The organism is Singulisphaera acidiphila DSM 18658 (genome assembly GCF_000242455.2).
In the GTDB taxonomy this organism is placed as follows: domain Bacteria; phylum Planctomycetota; class Planctomycetia; order Isosphaerales; family Isosphaeraceae; genus Singulisphaera; species Singulisphaera acidiphila.
This window is the reverse complement of sequence record NC_019892.1, coordinates 4179051-4194857: the sequence shown is the minus strand read 5'-3', so window position 1 is coordinate 4194857 and position 15807 is coordinate 4179051. Positions and strand designations below refer to the sequence as shown.

At 61.8% G+C, this 15807-nt stretch carries 13 protein-coding genes and 1 pseudogene; 11 read left to right on the top strand and 3 right to left on the bottom strand.

Annotated elements, in window-relative coordinates:
• Positions 1 to 86 precede the first annotated feature (86 nt).
• On the top strand, positions 87 to 1067 hold the full coding sequence (locus tag SINAC_RS16480) for a transketolase family protein (protein WP_015246763.1): 981 nt from the start codon (positions 87 to 89) through the stop codon (positions 1065 to 1067).
• Between the two features lie 594 nt (positions 1068 to 1661).
• On the opposite strand, the gene SINAC_RS16470 is transcribed toward SINAC_RS16480, so the two are convergent.
• Complete coding sequence (locus SINAC_RS16470; RefSeq protein ID WP_015246762.1) at positions 1662 to 3926, bottom strand: bifunctional SulP family inorganic anion transporter/carbonic anhydrase; 2265 nt, start codon at positions 3924 to 3926, stop codon at positions 1662 to 1664.
• Positions 3927 to 4223: 297 nt separating this feature from the next.
• On the opposite strand from SINAC_RS16470, the gene SINAC_RS16465 reads away from it, so the two are divergent.
• The 5 genes from SINAC_RS16465 (at position 4224) to SINAC_RS16445 (ending at position 9418) form a co-directional block, all read left to right on the top strand.
• Positions 4224 to 5129 carry a carbohydrate kinase family protein gene (locus SINAC_RS16465; protein ID WP_015246761.1) on the top strand — a complete coding sequence of 302 codons (906 nt, stop codon included), beginning with the start codon at positions 4224 to 4226 and terminating at the stop codon, positions 5127 to 5129.
• On the top strand, positions 5126 to 5449 hold the full coding sequence (locus SINAC_RS16460; RefSeq protein WP_020466036.1) for a hypothetical protein: 324 nt from the start codon (positions 5126 to 5128) through the stop codon (positions 5447 to 5449). Before SINAC_RS16465 ends, SINAC_RS16460 begins: the two co-directional genes overlap by 4 nt.
• 453 nt (positions 5450 to 5902) lie before the next feature.
• Positions 5903 to 7438, top strand: coding sequence for a YifB family Mg chelatase-like AAA ATPase (locus SINAC_RS16455; RefSeq protein WP_015246760.1), 1536 nt, complete (start codon positions 5903 to 5905; stop codon positions 7436 to 7438).
• Positions 7439 to 7555: 117 nt separating this feature from the next.
• A complete protein-coding gene (locus SINAC_RS16450) occupies positions 7556 to 8101 on the top strand; it encodes a Panacea domain-containing protein (RefSeq protein WP_015246759.1) in 546 nt (181 codons plus the stop codon).
• Positions 8102 to 8932: 831 nt separating this feature from the next.
• A complete protein-coding gene (locus SINAC_RS16445; RefSeq protein WP_015246758.1) occupies positions 8933 to 9418 on the top strand; it encodes a hypothetical protein in 486 nt (161 codons plus the stop codon).
• 195 nt (positions 9419 to 9613) lie between these two features.
• Here the strand turns inward: SINAC_RS16445 and SINAC_RS16440 are convergent, their stop codons facing one another.
• Positions 9614 to 11239: a fumarate hydratase gene (locus SINAC_RS16440; RefSeq protein ID WP_015246757.1), complete on the bottom strand. Its 1626-nt coding sequence runs from the start codon at positions 11237 to 11239 to the stop codon at positions 9614 to 9616.
• A 516-nt stretch (positions 11240 to 11755) separates the two neighbouring features.
• Between SINAC_RS16440 and SINAC_RS41895 the strand changes: the two are divergent.
• The 5 genes and pseudogenes from SINAC_RS41895 to SINAC_RS16410 form a co-directional block, all read left to right on the top strand.
• Positions 11756 to 12460, top strand: a pseudogene (locus SINAC_RS41895) (transposase); the annotation flags it as partial.
• 5 nt (positions 12461 to 12465) lie between these two features.
• Complete coding sequence (locus SINAC_RS41220; RefSeq protein WP_244884945.1) at positions 12466 to 12984, top strand: hypothetical protein; 519 nt, start codon at positions 12466 to 12468, stop codon at positions 12982 to 12984.
• Between the two features lie 171 nt (positions 12985 to 13155).
• Positions 13156 to 13347, top strand: a complete 192-nt coding sequence (locus tag SINAC_RS16420; protein ID WP_020466041.1) for a hypothetical protein — start codon at positions 13156 to 13158, stop codon at positions 13345 to 13347.
• A 36-nt stretch (positions 13348 to 13383) separates the two neighbouring features.
• Complete coding sequence (locus tag SINAC_RS16415; protein WP_015246755.1) at positions 13384 to 13944, top strand: hypothetical protein; 561 nt, start codon at positions 13384 to 13386, stop codon at positions 13942 to 13944.
• A 165-nt stretch (positions 13945 to 14109) separates the two neighbouring features.
• On the top strand, positions 14110 to 14337 hold the full coding sequence (locus SINAC_RS16410; RefSeq protein ID WP_154673676.1) for a hypothetical protein: 228 nt from the start codon (positions 14110 to 14112) through the stop codon (positions 14335 to 14337).
• Between the two features lie 91 nt (positions 14338 to 14428).
• On the opposite strand, the gene SINAC_RS16405 is transcribed toward SINAC_RS16410, so the two are convergent.
• Positions 14429 to 15769, bottom strand: coding sequence for an IS4 family transposase (locus SINAC_RS16405; protein WP_015246753.1), 1341 nt, complete (start codon positions 15767 to 15769; stop codon positions 14429 to 14431).
• Positions 15770 to 15807: the final 38 nt, after the last annotated feature.

Genomic DNA, 15807 nt, shown 5'->3' with positions numbered 1-15807 from the left:
TCGCATCGCTCGTCGGCTGCGGCTCTGACGCGTAACCCCCGACGAGAAGTATCGATCGAAGACATCCGGGAAAGGTGCCGACGACAATGGCTGGAGCATCCTCCGCAGTGCAGTCGAAACGCGAGCTGGGCAAGGCGACACGCGACGCTTTCGGGCGTGCCCTGGAGGCCCTGGGGGCCGAGCATACCGACCTTGTCGTCGTGGACGCCGACGTTAGCAACTCCACCCGGACCGAGTGGTTCGGCAAGAAATATCCCGATCGGTTCTTCAATATCGGGATCGCCGAGAGCAACCTGGTCGGCGTCGCCGGCGGCCTGGCCAGCGCAGGCAAGATGAGCCTGATCGCCAGCTTCGCGGCCTTCGTCACCTGCAACGCCTACGATCAGCTCCGGATGTCGGTCGCCTACCCCCGCCTCAACGTCAAGGTGGTCGGCAGTCACGCCGGCATCTCGATCGGCGAGGATGGCGCCTCGCAGATGGGGATCGAGGACGTCTCGCTGACCTGCTCGCTCCCTGGCTTCGTGGTCCTCGTGCCGGCGGACGACGTGTCGGCCCAAGCGGCGACTGCGGCGATGCTGCAGTACAAGGGGCCGGTCTACCTCCGGGTCGGCCGCCCCGAGGTCCCTCGGATTTACACCGAGGGCAACGTCCCGTTCACGATCGGCAAGGCCAACCAGCTTCGCCAAGGGACCGACGTCACCCTGATCGCCAACGGCCTGATGGTCGCGCCCACGCTCGACGCCGCCGAAGCTTTGGCCGCTGAAGGGATCAACGCCCGCGTCCTCGACATGCACACCGTCAAGCCGATCGACCTCGACGCGCTCCGCGCGGCCGCCGAGCAGACTGGTGCCTTGGTCGTCGCCGAAGAACACATGGCGCACGGTGGCTTGGGCAGTGTGGTGGCCATGAACGTCGCCGAGATCAAGCCGGTGCCGATCCGCTACGTCAACCTGGGCGACCAGTTTGGCGAGAGCGGTACCCCCGACGCCTTGATCGAGAAGTTTGGCATGACCGCCGCCAATGTCATCAAGGCCGCCAAGGCTGCGGTTGCCGCCAAGAAGAGCTAATAAGACAGAGGCCAAGGCTCGGCCGGCTTTTGGAATCAGCCGGCCCGGCCCGTCTCGTTGTAGATAACAGGCTGATCATCCACGGGTTTCCTGAATCAACAGGGAACCCCTCTTTCTTTCAACAAAGGAGTTCCCCACCATCGCCAAACGTAAGCCGCCCAGCAGCCGTCCCGAGCGTCAGCTCGACGAGACCGCCAGAGCCATCGCCCGCTCCCGTGAGATCGCGGGCCCCGATAAGTCCCAGGAACTCCCGCGAAGCCCGGGGAGTGAGCCACAGTCGATGTCGAGCCGGAGCGCCCGCTCCAAGGGCCATCTGAAGACAAGCGGCCCGATCGTCTCGCCGTCGACCAAACGCCCCAAAGCGCCCGGAGGCTGAGCCTCCGCCGCCCCTCCTTCTCTTCTCTCTTTCCCTGGGACCGCGGGCGCCCTGCTCGCTCTTCCTTGGAAATGCTGATTTCAGCAATTCTTGTAGCTGACGACTGTATTTTGCCGCTTTGAGAAGGAACGACCGTCACGAACCGAGGCCATAAGCCTCGGCCCATGATGACGGTCGCTCCACCCTTTGGCTGCGATGAACCTGTTCAGCGGCAGCGGTCAAACCACGTCCGGAACGCGTTCGTCACTGCGCTCTGCGATCGGCAGGAACTCGAGGTTTCCCGTAGCGACGTCGTAGATCGTCCCGACGATGGCCAAACGCCCGTCCCGGACGAGGCCGTTGAGCGTCGGACTCTCCTGGAGGATCTCCTCGACCACTCGCCCGACGTTGCGCCGGGCCACGTCGTTGACGAACGCCTCTTTCTCGGAGGGGGAGAGGCTCGCGAGATTCTGGCAGGCGAGCGGGTCGATCGATTTCTGGATGTCGCGAAGGATAAATTCGATATGCTCACAACCTGTGCTGCTCGCGGCGGTCTCGGGGGTACAGGCGAAGTTCACGGCCGCCGTCACTGCGCCACACCGCGTATGCCCTAGGACCAGGATCAGTTTCGCCCCGGCGACGGCACAGCCGTATTCGACGCTGCCCATGACCTTCCGGCTTGTGATGTTCCCCGCGACCCGGACGCTGAAGACGTCGCCCACTCCCAGGTCGAAGAGCAATTCGGCGGGTGTTCGCGAGTCGATGCAGCTGACCACGACGGCCAAGGGGTGTTGGCCGCTCGCTGTGGCAATGACCTGGCTTGTGAGGTCGCGGGTCAGCCGTTGACCGGTGCGGAACCGCTCGTGACCCGCTTTGAGCAACTCGAGCACCTGTTGTGGGGTGACCGAACTCTGGATTTGGCGGCTGGAGTGATCCACATATTGAGTCTGATCCTGGAGCTCGTACTTGGTTCGGAACCCGCGCAGGCTGACCTCCACACCGCGAGCCGGCGCGGTTTGCTCCTTGAAGTCACGGATCAGGCTCAGCACGTCCGGGTCGATATACTCCGTATTGTGGGCATCGAGCAGGATTTGACCGCCGCGAGGCACTTCATTCAGAGCCTGGGACAAGGCGGCCCGGTTGAGGAAACTGACCTGGGTGGCCAGCTTGATCCGGATGACCTCGCCCCCCATGTGTTTCTCCACGGTCCGCCGCAACGGCCGGCGTACGTTGCTGCCGAGGATGAAGGCTGTGCTCACCGCCAGCCCGATCAGGATCCCGGTGAGCAGGTCGGTCAGGACAATCGATACCACTGTCAGCAGGAAAGGAAGGAACTGGTAGCGTCCCTCATTCCACATCTTCCGGAACAAGGCCGGGCTAGCCAGTTTGACGCCTGTAACCAGGAGAATCGCCGCCAGGCAGGACAACGGGATCAGGTTCAGCCATGCGGGCAGGATCGTGACGCTGAGCAGTAACAAGACGCCTTGGACGATTGTCGTGAGTCTCGTCTTGCTACCGGCGTTGAGGCCCAAGGAACTGCGGACGACCACCAAGGTGACCGGCAGTCCGCCAACCAGGCCTGAGACTACGTTGCCGACCCCCTGGGCCCACAACTCCCGGCTCGGGGGGGTGGTCCGCTGCTGCGGGTCGAGCTTGTCCACCGCTTCCAGGTTCAACAGCGCTTCCAGCGAGGCCACGGCGGCAAGGGTCAGAGCGGCGACGTACACCGCCGGGTTCAACCATTGGGAAAAGTCGGGGTGTTGCAAATACTGGCGGAATTCCGCCAGACTCTCGGCCACCGGCACCTGCACGAGGTGATTCGCTCCGATGACCCACCGCCCTCCGAACTGGCGGAATAACAGGTTGAGGCCAATGCCCAGGATGACGACCACCAAGGCGATCGGAAGGTCCGACTTCTTCAAACGCTCCCACTTGTCCCAGACGACCAGCAACGCGACCGAGACAAGGCCGATGACGGCCGCACCGGGGTGAATATTCCCGAGCAGCTCGCCGAGTGCGGAAAACGAGTTTTCATGATTCCGTTGGAAAAAGGCCATATTGCCTTCCGGGTCGTGATCGTGGCCGAGCACGTGGGGGATCTGCTTCAGGATGAGAATCACCCCGATGGCGGTGAGCAGTCCCTTGATCACGCTGGAGGGGAAGAAGGCCGCGAGGAATCCGGCCTGAGCGATCCCCAAGGCGATCTGGATCAGGCCGGCAATTACCAAGGCCAACAGGAAGGTCTGGAACGACCCCAGCGAAACAATCTGGGCCGCGACGACGGCTGTCAGGCCGGCGGCGGGACCGCTCACACTATTCTGCGAGCCACTCAGCATCCCGACCAGGATGCCGCCGACGATCCCGGCCAGGACGCCAGAGAGCAACGGGGCGTTGGATGCCAACGCAATTCCCAGACACAACGGTAGGGCGACGAGGAACACGACTAAACCCGCTGTGAGATCGCGAGTTAGGGCCGGTCGTGACAGGTCAGGATTGGGGGTCATGGAGGTCTCGTTTTGTTGGGGGGGAAAGGAGATCTCTGTCCTGGCAGTTTACCGTTTTCAAGGCTCCTGGCCTCCCCCACTTTTTTCAAGACGCCAGGTCTTACGAGGAAAAAGCCGGGGCGCGATGCCACGCGGAATTCCTGCAAAACTTCCTGGTCGGTTCTGTCGAATTCTCAATACATTGATTTTACTGGCACGCATCGCGTCACCGGTCGTCTGCGATCATTTTTCGAGAGTGATCGCCGTGGATTCATACCACCACGGAGCGGATGCGGCCAGAGACGCGAGGCCGGGCTTATGAGCTGCAAGATTCTTGCCGTCGGCGAAGTGCTCTGGGATTTGCTGCCGACAGGCAAGCAACTCGGTGGGGCACCCGCCAACTTCACCTTTCACTGTCGCTCGCTCGGAGCCCTTGCAGGGCTGGTAACGCGGGTCGGCGACGACGACCTCGGCCGGCAAGTGCTGGAGCGATTCCGGCTCCTGAGCTTGCCGACCGAGACGGTGCAAGTGGACCCCACCTGGCCGACAGGCACGGTGAGTGTCACCCTGGCCGCCGACGGACAACCGCGCTTCACCATCCATGAGCACGTCGCCTGGGACCGAATCGGGGCCGACGAGGCTGGCCTCGCCTTGGCCCGCGCGGCCGACGCCGTCTGCTTTGGCAGTCTCGCCCAGCGGAGCGAACCCGCTCGCCGGGCAATCCGCTCTCTTGTCTCGGCCGCCCGACCCGAGGCGCTCCGCGTCTTCGACGTGAACCTCCGACCCCCGTTCATCGACCGGGACGTGATCGCCTACTCGCTGAAGTTGGCCGACGTCCTCAAGCTGAACGACGTCGAACTGCCCGAGCTTGCGGCGCTGTTCGGCCTCCACGCAGGCGTGCGCGAAGGGATGGAGGAATTGGCCGGCCGCTTCGGGCTCTCGCTGGTGGCCTTGACACGCGGGGCCGGCGGCAGCCTGCTCTGGGCCGACGGTCGCTGGTCCGATCATCCGGGGCGGCCCGCCGAGGTCTGCGACACCATCGGCGCCGGCGACGCTTTCACCGCCTGCCTGGTGGTCGGGCTCCTGGCCGGCCGCCCGCTCGATGCGATCAACCGCCACGCCAATGAAGTCGCCGCCTTCGTCTGTTCCCAGCCGGGGGGAACACCGTCCATCCCGGACACGTTGAAGCTCTTCGCCGCCTCTGCTCCGGAGGACACCTTATGAGCACCCAACCCCAAGGCGCAGAATTTCCCCCACCCGATCCGAGCCCGATGCCGCTCCAGGCCCCGCCTTCGGCCTTGGATCAAGGTGTGCTCGCCACTTACGATGGCAAGAATGTCACTTTCACCTTCGTCCTCCTCGTCTTACTATTTGCCCTCTGGAGCTTCTGCAACGGGATGATCGACGTGATGGACAAGCATTTTCAGAAGGAGCTGCACTTGTCCTTGGCCCAATCCGCCAGGGTGCAGTTCACGCACTATCTGGGCTACTTCTTGATGGCGCTTCCAGCCGGGTGGCTGGCGACGAAGTTGGGGTATGTATAAAGGGGCATTATCACCGGCCTCTTGATCGTTGCGGCGGCCGGGTTCTGGTCCATCCTGGCGATGCACATTGCTTTGTTCTGGGCGTTCCTACTCGGGGTCTGCATCGCCTCCGGTGTTAGACCATCACCGTGGTGAAGTCGAGGTCGATGCGCCCGGATTTGGCTTACTGAAGGAATGGGCGATTCGAAGGCTCGGGGCTTGAATTTGCCGTTGGCCCCGTGCCGTCGAGAGGCGGAGACCAACGATCGTGAGCACTGAGACGATCAGACCTCATGGATTGGCAGGAGAACCAAGACAGTGGTTGCCGATTCCCAACGTTTCCTGTTGTGATCTTTGCAAGATTATCTGGCAGCAGGATGAATCACACTTCCCCTCATGCTAAGCTGATGTGAATCATGCCCCGGCAAAGGTGCCGATGGCGATGCACATCCCTATTGGGTGGTTGAGGCCTTCATGCTCGCCAAGCTTGCCTCCTTCACCCTGGTCGGAATTGAAGCGGTCACTGTTGAGGTTGAAGTCGATATCTCCTTCACTTCGATGCCCAAGACCGTGCTCGTCGGGCTGGCCGAGGCCGCCGTCCGCGAGAGCACGCATCGCGTCGAACGGGCCCTGGTCAATTCCGGATATCGCCGGCCGATTGATCGCATCGTAATCAACCTCGCTCCGGCCGATCTCAAAAAAGAGGCCAGCGGCTTTGACCTCCCCATCGCCTTGGGGATGCTCGTCGGTAGCGGGCAGGCGGCCATCGAGCGACCGGGACGGTACGCTGTCGTCGGTGAGCTCGCCCTTACCGGCGAGACCCGGCCGATCAAGGGGGTGCTCGCCATGGCACTCGCCGCCGCCCACGAGAAGTTCGACGGCCTGCTCGTCCCCGAGGCCAACGCCTCCGAAGCCGCCGTCGTCGAGGGGATCCCCGTTTATCCGATCAGCAGCCTCGCTGAGGCCGTCGGATTCCTCTCCGGCCAACTCGAGATCGACCCTCGTTCGGTCGATCTCGAGGAGGTCTTCCGCCGCCTCACGCGCGGTGAGGAGGACTTCGTTGACGTCAAAGGGCAGGACTATGCCAAGCGGGCCCTGGTCATCGCCGCTGCCGGTGGCCATAACGTGCTGATGATTGGGCCGCCAGGCACGGGCAAGACGCTTCTCGCCAAACGGCTTGGCACGATCATGCCCTCTCTGACCCCGTCCGAGAGCCTCGAGACCACCCGGATCTATAGCGCCATGGGCTTGCTCCGCGCCGGCGAGCCGCTCATGGCTGTCCGCCCGTTTCGATCTCCCCACCACTCTGTTAGCGACGCCGGACTCGTCGGCGGCGGGAGCACGCCCCAGCCGGGGGAGATCAGTCTCGCCCATAAGGGAGTGTTGTTCCTTGATGAGCTCCCCGAGTTCAATCGCAAGACCCTCGAAGTCCTCCGCCAGCCGCTCGAGGAAGGGCACGTCACCATCAGCCGAGCCTTGCGGAGCACCACCTTCCCGGCCGACTTCGTCCTCGTCGCCGCCATGAACCCCTGCCCTTGCGGATACCGCAGCGATCCCCGCCGCGCCTGCAACTGCACCCCGCCCCAGGTCGAGAAATACCTCAGCAAAATCTCCGGACCGCTCCTCGATCGCATTGACCTCCACGTCGAGGTTCCCGCCGTCCCCTTCACTCAGCTCACCGAGGCCCCCCCGGGGCCGACCTCCGCCGAGTTCCTCAACCAGGTCCTCAAGGCCCGCACCCTCCAGGCGCAACGCTTCGGCAACAAGGGCCCGATCGTCAACGGTCGGATGACGCCTCGGCAAGTTCGCAAGTTCTGTCCGCTCAGGCCCGAGGCCCTCAGCCTGCTCAAGGCGGCCATGGAGGAACTCGGCCTTTCGGCCCGGGCCCACGACAAGGTGCTGCGAGTCGCCCGGACCATGGCCGACCTCGAGGAGAGCGAGATCATTCTCCCCCAACACATCGCCGAGGCCGTCGGGTATCGCTCGCTTGACCGTTCCGTCTGGGCGTGAACGTGGGCGAATGTGGCTTTGACTCGCTTTGGAGGCGCGGAGCGGTGAGATGAGTGACTCGACCTAAATCTTTCGGTAGTATATCATTGACCAGTATAGGCAGGAGGAGGGAGATCGATGCGATTCCGGTTTGACTTCGAGAAGACGGTCCAGGCGGCGGCCGTTTTACTCCATCATGACGAAAAGCGGATGAGTCGCCTTCGGCTTCTGAAGCTGCTCTACATCGCAGATCGTGAGCTGTTGATTGAGTCTGCACGGACAATCACAGGCGACCACGCTTATGCCATGAAGAATGGCCCCGTTCTTACCCAAATTTACGATTTGATCAAAGGGGAAGGATCGAGGGCTGGCGAATGGGACGACTTTATTCATTCCGACGGTTATCGAGTGGAGTTGAAGCAGGAACCCGGGCGAAGCCAACTTTCCAAGCAAGAGGTGGAAAAGCTCATTCAGGTTGCCGAAAGATTCAGGAACTGGGATGACTTCGAAATCTCAGAATACACTCATGGTTTTGCAGAATGGAAAAATAATTTTCATGGTGACGAAACCATGCGGATTCCTTGGGACGAGGTCTTGAGAGCAGAGAATAAGGGGGAACTGATCGCGATTGCCGAGAAAAACAGCGAGACCAGTCGTTATCTTGATGACCTCTTTGGGCCGTGACCATGGATGCCGGCGATACCTTCTTTCTCAAGAGTACGGCCGCCGATGGCCATCTGTGGGTGATCATTTCAGACCCTGTGAACCATCCTGGCCGCGTTCTTTTCGTCAGCATGACCAGCTATGATGTGACGAAAGGAGGAGGTATGCATCATAAACGCGGGAGAACACCCGTTTGTTGAACACAAGACGTGTATTTCCTATGGCCACGCCAGGTGTGCGACCACAGATCAACTTCTGAAGCTTCGGGATGGAGGCGTAGTTTTGCCGAGCGACCCCGTGTCGGCTGAACTTCTCGCACGGATGAGAGCAGGTATCTCCCAGACAAGGCAAATCAAGGCTGACTATGTCGATTTGATGGGGGAACAAGGACTTCTCGACTGAGAAACTTTGATCGTCCGTTTTCTCGACCCCATCAACTGTCACGTCGAAAGTTACTGCGAGTTGTCCGCACCGTGTCCGACCTCAAGGGGCGAGATCCTTCTCCTCCAACACATCGCCGAGGCCGTCGGATACCGCTCGCTCGCTCGTTCCGTCTGGGCCTGAGCCACAGGCGGGAAGGTCCGGGATATGGGGTCTTGCCAAAACAAAAGTGAGGAACCCCTTTTACTCGCTCCGTTACAGGCCCCCACCCTTATCGTCGCGGCTCGGTCTCCTGGGCCGTTCTCGATGCCCCGCCAGGCCTGCAAAGGGATCGCCTGCCCAAGATTGCCGTAACGATCCGGGAGAGCGAACGATCTCGACTCGTCCCACCGACGTAGGAAGTTTGTGCGAGCCGACCCGGAGATCCGTCCGGTTCGTTCCACAACTTCTCAAGACATAGGGAGAGCAGCAATGAGCCTCATGAGCGGATTCGCCCCGAAGGCGGCGGCATTGGCAATGATGGTGATGGCATGCTCGATCTCGCCGGCCTTTGGGCGCGGCGGCGGTGGTGGTGGTGGTCACGGCGGCGGTGGCGGACACGGCGGGGGAGGGTATCACGGCGGTGGGGGATACCGCGGTGGCTACGGAGGCGGCTACGGCAGGGGGTACGGATACTACGGTGGGTTCGGCGGCTACGGGCTCTTCGGGTACGGGCTTGGCTATGGCTACGGTTATGGCAATGGTTACGGGTACGGGAATGACTACTACGGGACGTCTTACCCGTACTCCACTTATTCCAGCGGCTACTCGTACGCCCCGACGACAGACGTGGTCACAACAACCACTTCGGCCCCCTACCTCACGAACCAGACTTACGAGCCGGGCGACGGCTACCGTTACCCGCTCTACTACAACCCGGCCACTGGGACTTATTTCTACTACCCAGTCGCCCGCTAATCCGTCTCGGGCGGGCGAGGCTGGCCTCGCCCACCGGGACTCGCTGTCAATCCTCGTTGATGCTTCCAGGGGACCGAAAATTGCAGATTTGCAGCAGGATGCCAGGAATTCTCCCCTTCATGCAGGTGGCAAGCCGTCAGGGCAGAAGACAAAGACGGTTCCTGGCACCTCTCGATTCCACAGGCGTTCGTCCGGTTACGAGAGCACGGGGAGTTGGCTGAAGAATTCATTCCCCTTGTCGTCGACGAGGATGAACGCCGGGAAGTCGACGACATCGATCTTGTAGACGGCCTCCATGCCGAGTTCGGGGTATTCGAGGAGATCGACCCCTTTGATGTTTTCCTGGGCCAAGAGCGCGGCGGGCCCGCCGATGGAGCCGAGGTAGAAACCGCCGTGCGCCTTGCAGGCGTCGGTCACGGCCTTTGAGCGGTTGCCCTTGGCAATCATGATCATCGACCCGCCGTTCGACTGGAAGAGGTCGACGTAGCTGTCCATGCGGCCTGCTGTCGTTGGCCCGAACGATCCTGAGGGGAGCCCCTCGGGCGTCTTGGCGGGCCCGGCGTAGTAGACCGGATGGTCTTTGAGGTAGGTGGGCATTGTCTCGCCGCGATCGAGGCGTTCCTTGATCTTGGCATGTGCGATGTCGCGAGCGACGACGATGGTCCCGGTCAACCGCAACGGGGTGGCGACGGGATACCGTGATAGCTCGGCGAGGATCTCGTTCATCGGGCGGTTGAGGTTAATCGCAACACCGTGCTCCGCACCGAGCCCCGCGCGGTGCGCGCCGGGGAGGAATCGCGCGGGGTTGCGCTCCAAGGCCTCGACCCAGAGGCCGTCGCGGTCGATCCGCGCCTTGAGGTTGCGATCCGCCGAGCAGGAGACGCCAATCCCGACGGGACATGAGGCCCCGTGGCGCGGTAAGCGGATGACTCGGGCATCAAGGGCGAAGTACTTGCCGCCGAACTGGGCCCCGATCCCACTGCGCCGCGCCAGTGCCACGACTTTCTCCTCGAGCTCCAGGTCGCGGAATGCATGACCCAGCGTGTTCCCTTCGGTCGGCAGGTGATCGAGGTAGCCTGCGCTGGCGAGCTTCACGGTTTTCATCGTCGCCTCGGCCGAGGTCCCCCCGATCACGATCGCGAGGTGGTAGGGGGGGCACGCGGCCGTGCCTAGCGAGCGCAATTTCTGATCGAGGAATTTCTCCAGGCTCGCCGGGTTGAGGAGAGCCTTGGTCTCCTGGAAGAGGAGCGACTTGTTGGCCGAGCCCCCCCCTTTGGCCACGAAGAGGAACTCATACGTTCCCCCGTTCGTGGCCATGATGTCGATCTGAGCCGGCAGGTTCGTTCCGGTATTGGCTTCCTCGAACATCGAGAGTGGGACGGTCTGGGAGTATCGCAGATTTTCCTTCTGATAGGTCTCGAAGATTCCCCGCGAGAGCCACTCCTCGTCCACGACACTGGTCCAGACCCGCTGGCCTTTTTTGGCGACGATCGTGGCTGTGCCGGTGTCCTGGCACATCGGCAACTTGAAGCCCGAGGCCACGACCGCGTTCTTGAGCAAGGCCAGGGCAACCCCCCGGTCATTGGGCGAGGCCTCGGGATCATCGAAGATCGCGGCAACTTTGGCGAGATGCGCCTCGCGATAGAGAAACGAAACGTCGCGGAAGGCCTCCCTCGCCAGCATCGAAAGGCCCTCTGGCGCCACCTTGAGGATCTCTTGCCCCTCGAATACCACGGTGGAGACAAAATCCGAAGTCAGATGACGATACGAGATCGGGTCGGGACCGAGCGGAAACGGGGCCTGGTACACAAACTCCGGCATGGATAGGTTTCCCAAGGATCACACTCAACTCAAAAGGAGCGACAGGGTTCGAAGATCGTCCGTGCGAATCACTCTCTATCCTGGCGATGCGCGGGCTTTGTTGCAACGAAGATGAGAGGGGATCGCAGGAGGATTGCCAAGTCGTGGTCTCTTCTCAGATTCTCCGTCAAGGTGACGGAGAGATCGAACCCACTGGTTTTCTTCTTGAGGTCGGCCGAGGTGAGGCTTGGTTCGGAGCACACTCTACCGCCTCTTCCCTCCGGCGGACGTTGACTGGATCAGGACCAGGCTTTTTGGTCTGAACGTCGGCCTTACTATGAAAGGAAATGTGCCCTTAAGTAGTACTTTCCCGGAAACGATACAGCCTGACTGTACGCTCGCATCGCATTGAAAGGGGTATTTCGTGAGCGGATTTTGATGGGTGCTTACGACCCCATCGAGTCCCACTCGGAGATGCCCCAATGACCGACGCTACGTTGCTCTGGTCGATCTGGCAAGGCCTCCTCCAACGGTTCCATTTCGCCTTCACAAAACCCGGATTTCGCCGAATGGATCACGGCCCTGGCCCTCAACGTCGAGGAGCACACCGTCACCCAGTGCCTCATCGCCATCGAACGGCCCGACGACTGGAAGGGCCTGGAGAGCTTCGCCGAGTACGGCGTCTGGCACACCCGCAGGGTCACCGTCGCCCTGACCCGCTCGATCGAGAAGGCCCCGGGGCGGATCTGGCACGGCTTCCACGTCTCGGCCGTCGATGACACCAAGGTCCATCGCTCCGGGGCGAACGTCTGGGGCACCTGCACCTTCCACGAGTACACCGCGCGCTGCCCCAACCAGGCGACCACCGTCCGGGCCCACAACTGGGTCGTCCTCGGGGCCCTACTCCACGAACCACAGCGGCCGGCCTGGTTCCTGCCGATCTCCGGGCGTCTCTACTTCCGCAAGGCGCAACTGCCCGATCGCCCCGGGACCAACGGAGGCAAAGAGGTCTTCCGCACCAAGTGCGAGTTGGCCGTCGAGTTGGTGCACGAGCAGGCCGAGACGACCGGGGGCCGGCATCTGGCCGTCTTCGACGGCGGCTTCGCGCTGAAGAGCGTGGTCCGGCCCCTGATCGCCCCCGAGGAGGGGTGGCCGCGGGTCGAGATCCTCACGCGGCTGCGGCACGATGCCCGGGTCCATGCCCTGCCGCCGGAGCGCCGCCAGGGCCAACGGGGACCGACCCCGAAGTGGGGCAGGAAGCTCCCCCCGCCCCGACAGGGGGGACGATGGCCCGGGCCGTGGCGTACATCTACGGCCGGAGGCGGAAGGTCCGATGGAAGGAGGTGGTGGGCTTGTGGCGTGTCGCCGGGTCTGATGTGCCTGTGAAGCTGGTGGTGGCCGAGGTGGCCGGTTACAAGAAGCGGTTCACGCTGGTCGGCTCAGCCTTGGAATTGACTGGTTTGGAGATGGTGGAATTGTTCGCGGCTCGCTTCCGCCAAGAGGATGGATTCCGCGACCTGAAGCAGCGTCTGGGCTGGGAGGAGTGCCGGGCCTGGACGAAGAACCCGATCGAGCGGACAAGCCAGGCGCAATGGGTGACGCTGAGCCTGCTGCGTCTGACGCAGTTCGCGCTGGAATCGGCGGGTGAGGTGGATTGGTGGTATCGTCCGCCGTGGCGTCGGAAGAAGGACCGTCCCAGCGTGCTGGACGTGGATCGTCTGCTGAGGCAGCATCGGGGGGAAATCCAGCGATTCCTCGCGGAATAGCTGGGAGATGAGGAAGAAGCGGCCTGACACGTTGACGGGTTGCGAGGTCACATAAAAATACGATGGGCGAATCACGCCCGCTGCGGGGAATCCAGGCCCCGACGACCGCCTGACGGTGTCGCTACGCGCAGGCCGGCGGCGTATACAGAAATCCGGGGAAACTACTGGATAGTGGACGGACGATTTAAGCAGATCTCCCATGCGACCTTGGTCAATGGGGCGGCTGTCATGTCAGCGGGTGAAGGCCGTATCCAAGGAATTGTGGCTGACATCTCACCCTACACCGGACACTATAAGATCGATCTAAAGGCTTTTGAAATCGCCAAGGAAGCGTTCCGTCGTGCAGGCTTTATCGTTAAATAAGTCGACCCGTATCTGCGAACTGAATAGGCAAATGCCATGCCGATAACACAAGCGAGCGATTTGCTCTCACAACCACCAGACAAGATCCTGCTGTTTGTTCAGCAACACGAGGCCGACATTGATTTAGAGAGCGACTTCAATTGGCTTCTGGTCGCCGAGGTTTCTGCCACGAAAGCGAATATAAATTATTGCAAAGACCCTGCGGATGTTCTCGCGTGGGCGACTGCCTCGATCATGATTTATGAACGATTTGCAGGTAGGGACGGAGCTCGGTTTAGCGAACACTTTGACCTTTCCGCCTTGGGGGTTCGGGCGAACGCGATCTACGATTTCGGCCCCGTTTCCGGTCATTTCGTGTTGGATCCGAATATTCTCGTGGACCGGTTCTTTTCGCAAATCGACCTGACTCTGGAACAGGCAGCAACCACCATCAGCCAATTGGCTGATTTGCCAATCGAGCAGTGTTTCCAGCTTTATAAATTGCGAGAACGCTGCGAAATCATCAGGGGCGTTCTCTCAAAAAATCTCCTGCCGAGGGCTGAAGAGTTGTCCGAATGGCAGAGATTATTTGACAAGTTTTTTGACACTCCTCGCTAATCCCGACAGTTTCCTGAGGGATCCAACTTGGCTTGACAGCAAAAGTTACAGCCTGCGTGCTGAAGGAAGGAGTCAAAGCCAATCCTTCTGGAGCACGCAGGCCATGGAGACCCAACGGCCCCCAACCCTCACGGTACCGATCTCGTGCTGCCCCAAAAAAGCTCCTTGTCCCACTTGCGGCAAGTTGGGGCGGCGAAAAGATGTCTTGAATCGCCAGTCCGTTCCATCGCCTACCATCAAATCGTCTTCCTCGACGTTACCTACGGCGAGTATCGCGCCCGCAGCCACTGTTGTTCCACTTTCCGGACCCTGCCGCCGGGCATCGTATTCAAGGCCCGTTACGACGACAAGGTCCGCCAGGCGGTCCTCGACCGCATCCTCGAGGACGCATGAGCGTCGAACGCGTCATCCAATCCCTGCATTGCGACTTCCTCCTGGACCTGGGAACAAAAAGGGGGACATAGCGGAATGCCACGAAGTTAGGCTAAAAGTGCTTCTTCGGCAACGACTTGCGTAGTTCCGACCGCGGATTTTTCATGAGCATGTACTGTTTCGCCCTTCGCTTCTTGACCCGCGGCTCGACCCGGCCGCGGCGCGACGGGTTGACCACCAGCACCGACAAGTCCCCCTCTTCGGTCCCGATCAACCAACGCACCGCGTCGACCAGACCGATCCGATCGGGATCCACACCTTGCAGTCGAGCCGACTCGCCCATCACCGACCGCACCAGATTGTAGGCCAGCGTGAACACCGCCAGTTCCTTCAACACACCGTCCACCGTCTCGCAGCACAATACATCCATTTGCATGCTGATTTTCAGATGTCGAATATTGATCTCCACCTGCCATCTCCGGAAGTAGAGCTCGGCCAGCGCCTCGGCCGGGTACGCCACCGCATCGTGCAAGGTCGTCACCAGGGTGATCTCGCGAACGCGGTAGCCCGGGACCTCCACCCGATAACGCAGTTCACGCACGGTGATCTCGTCCGGCAACGCCTCGTATTCCTCCCTGGGCATCCACGATGGCCCCTTCTTCGGCTTGAACCAGACGACGACCTGATCGGAGTCCCCGTGCGCCAGCACCCACCGGGAGCGCGGCAACCCCGGCACGTCCTTCGACCCGCCCCTCGTTCCCGGCCGGCCTGAGGTGAAGTCGACGATCTGCTTCTGATGGATCCGGAACACGCCGTGCAGCTCGCGGCCAGCCAGCAGGGCCAGATGGGCATAGGAACAGAACCCGCGATCGCCCAGGACCAGGTCGCCGGGTTCCAACTCCTGGGAGATCGCCGCGGCCCGTGACATTTCGTGACTGCGCAACGGCGCCGCCGCCGAGCGGAGCAGCATGCCGGTGGTGAGGTCGAACAGGGCCAGCCACTTGGCCACGGGGAAGCCGCAGCCCTTGCGCTGGTTACCGGGCTGGCCGAAGTGGCCTTGGAGTTCGGGGGCGTCGGGCATGGAGAAGCTGGAGCCGTCGACGAGCCAGACCCGATGCTCGAGCCATCGCGATCCGCCCTCCGTGGCGGCTCGGGATGTGGCGGCGATCTTTTCGAGCAGCGAGTGGAAGACGGCCAGCGGGAGCCGCTTTCGGGCCTGGCAGTAGGCGCTGTCGGTGAACGACCAGTTGCCGAAGTGGACGACGTGCTGGCAGGCGGTGTTGCCGTGGAGGACCTGGAGCAAGAACAAGTAGACGGTGGCGGCCGGATCGAGGAGTCGTCGCCGCCAGGAGTGATTCGACTGACGACACGCCTCTTCGATGGTTTCCCTGGACAGTACGGCGGCGAGGTCTTGGCGCAGTCGGGCGAGGATGGGGATGATACGCGGTGGCATGGGAGGGCTCCGATCAGCACCCGAGTGGCGTTGTAATC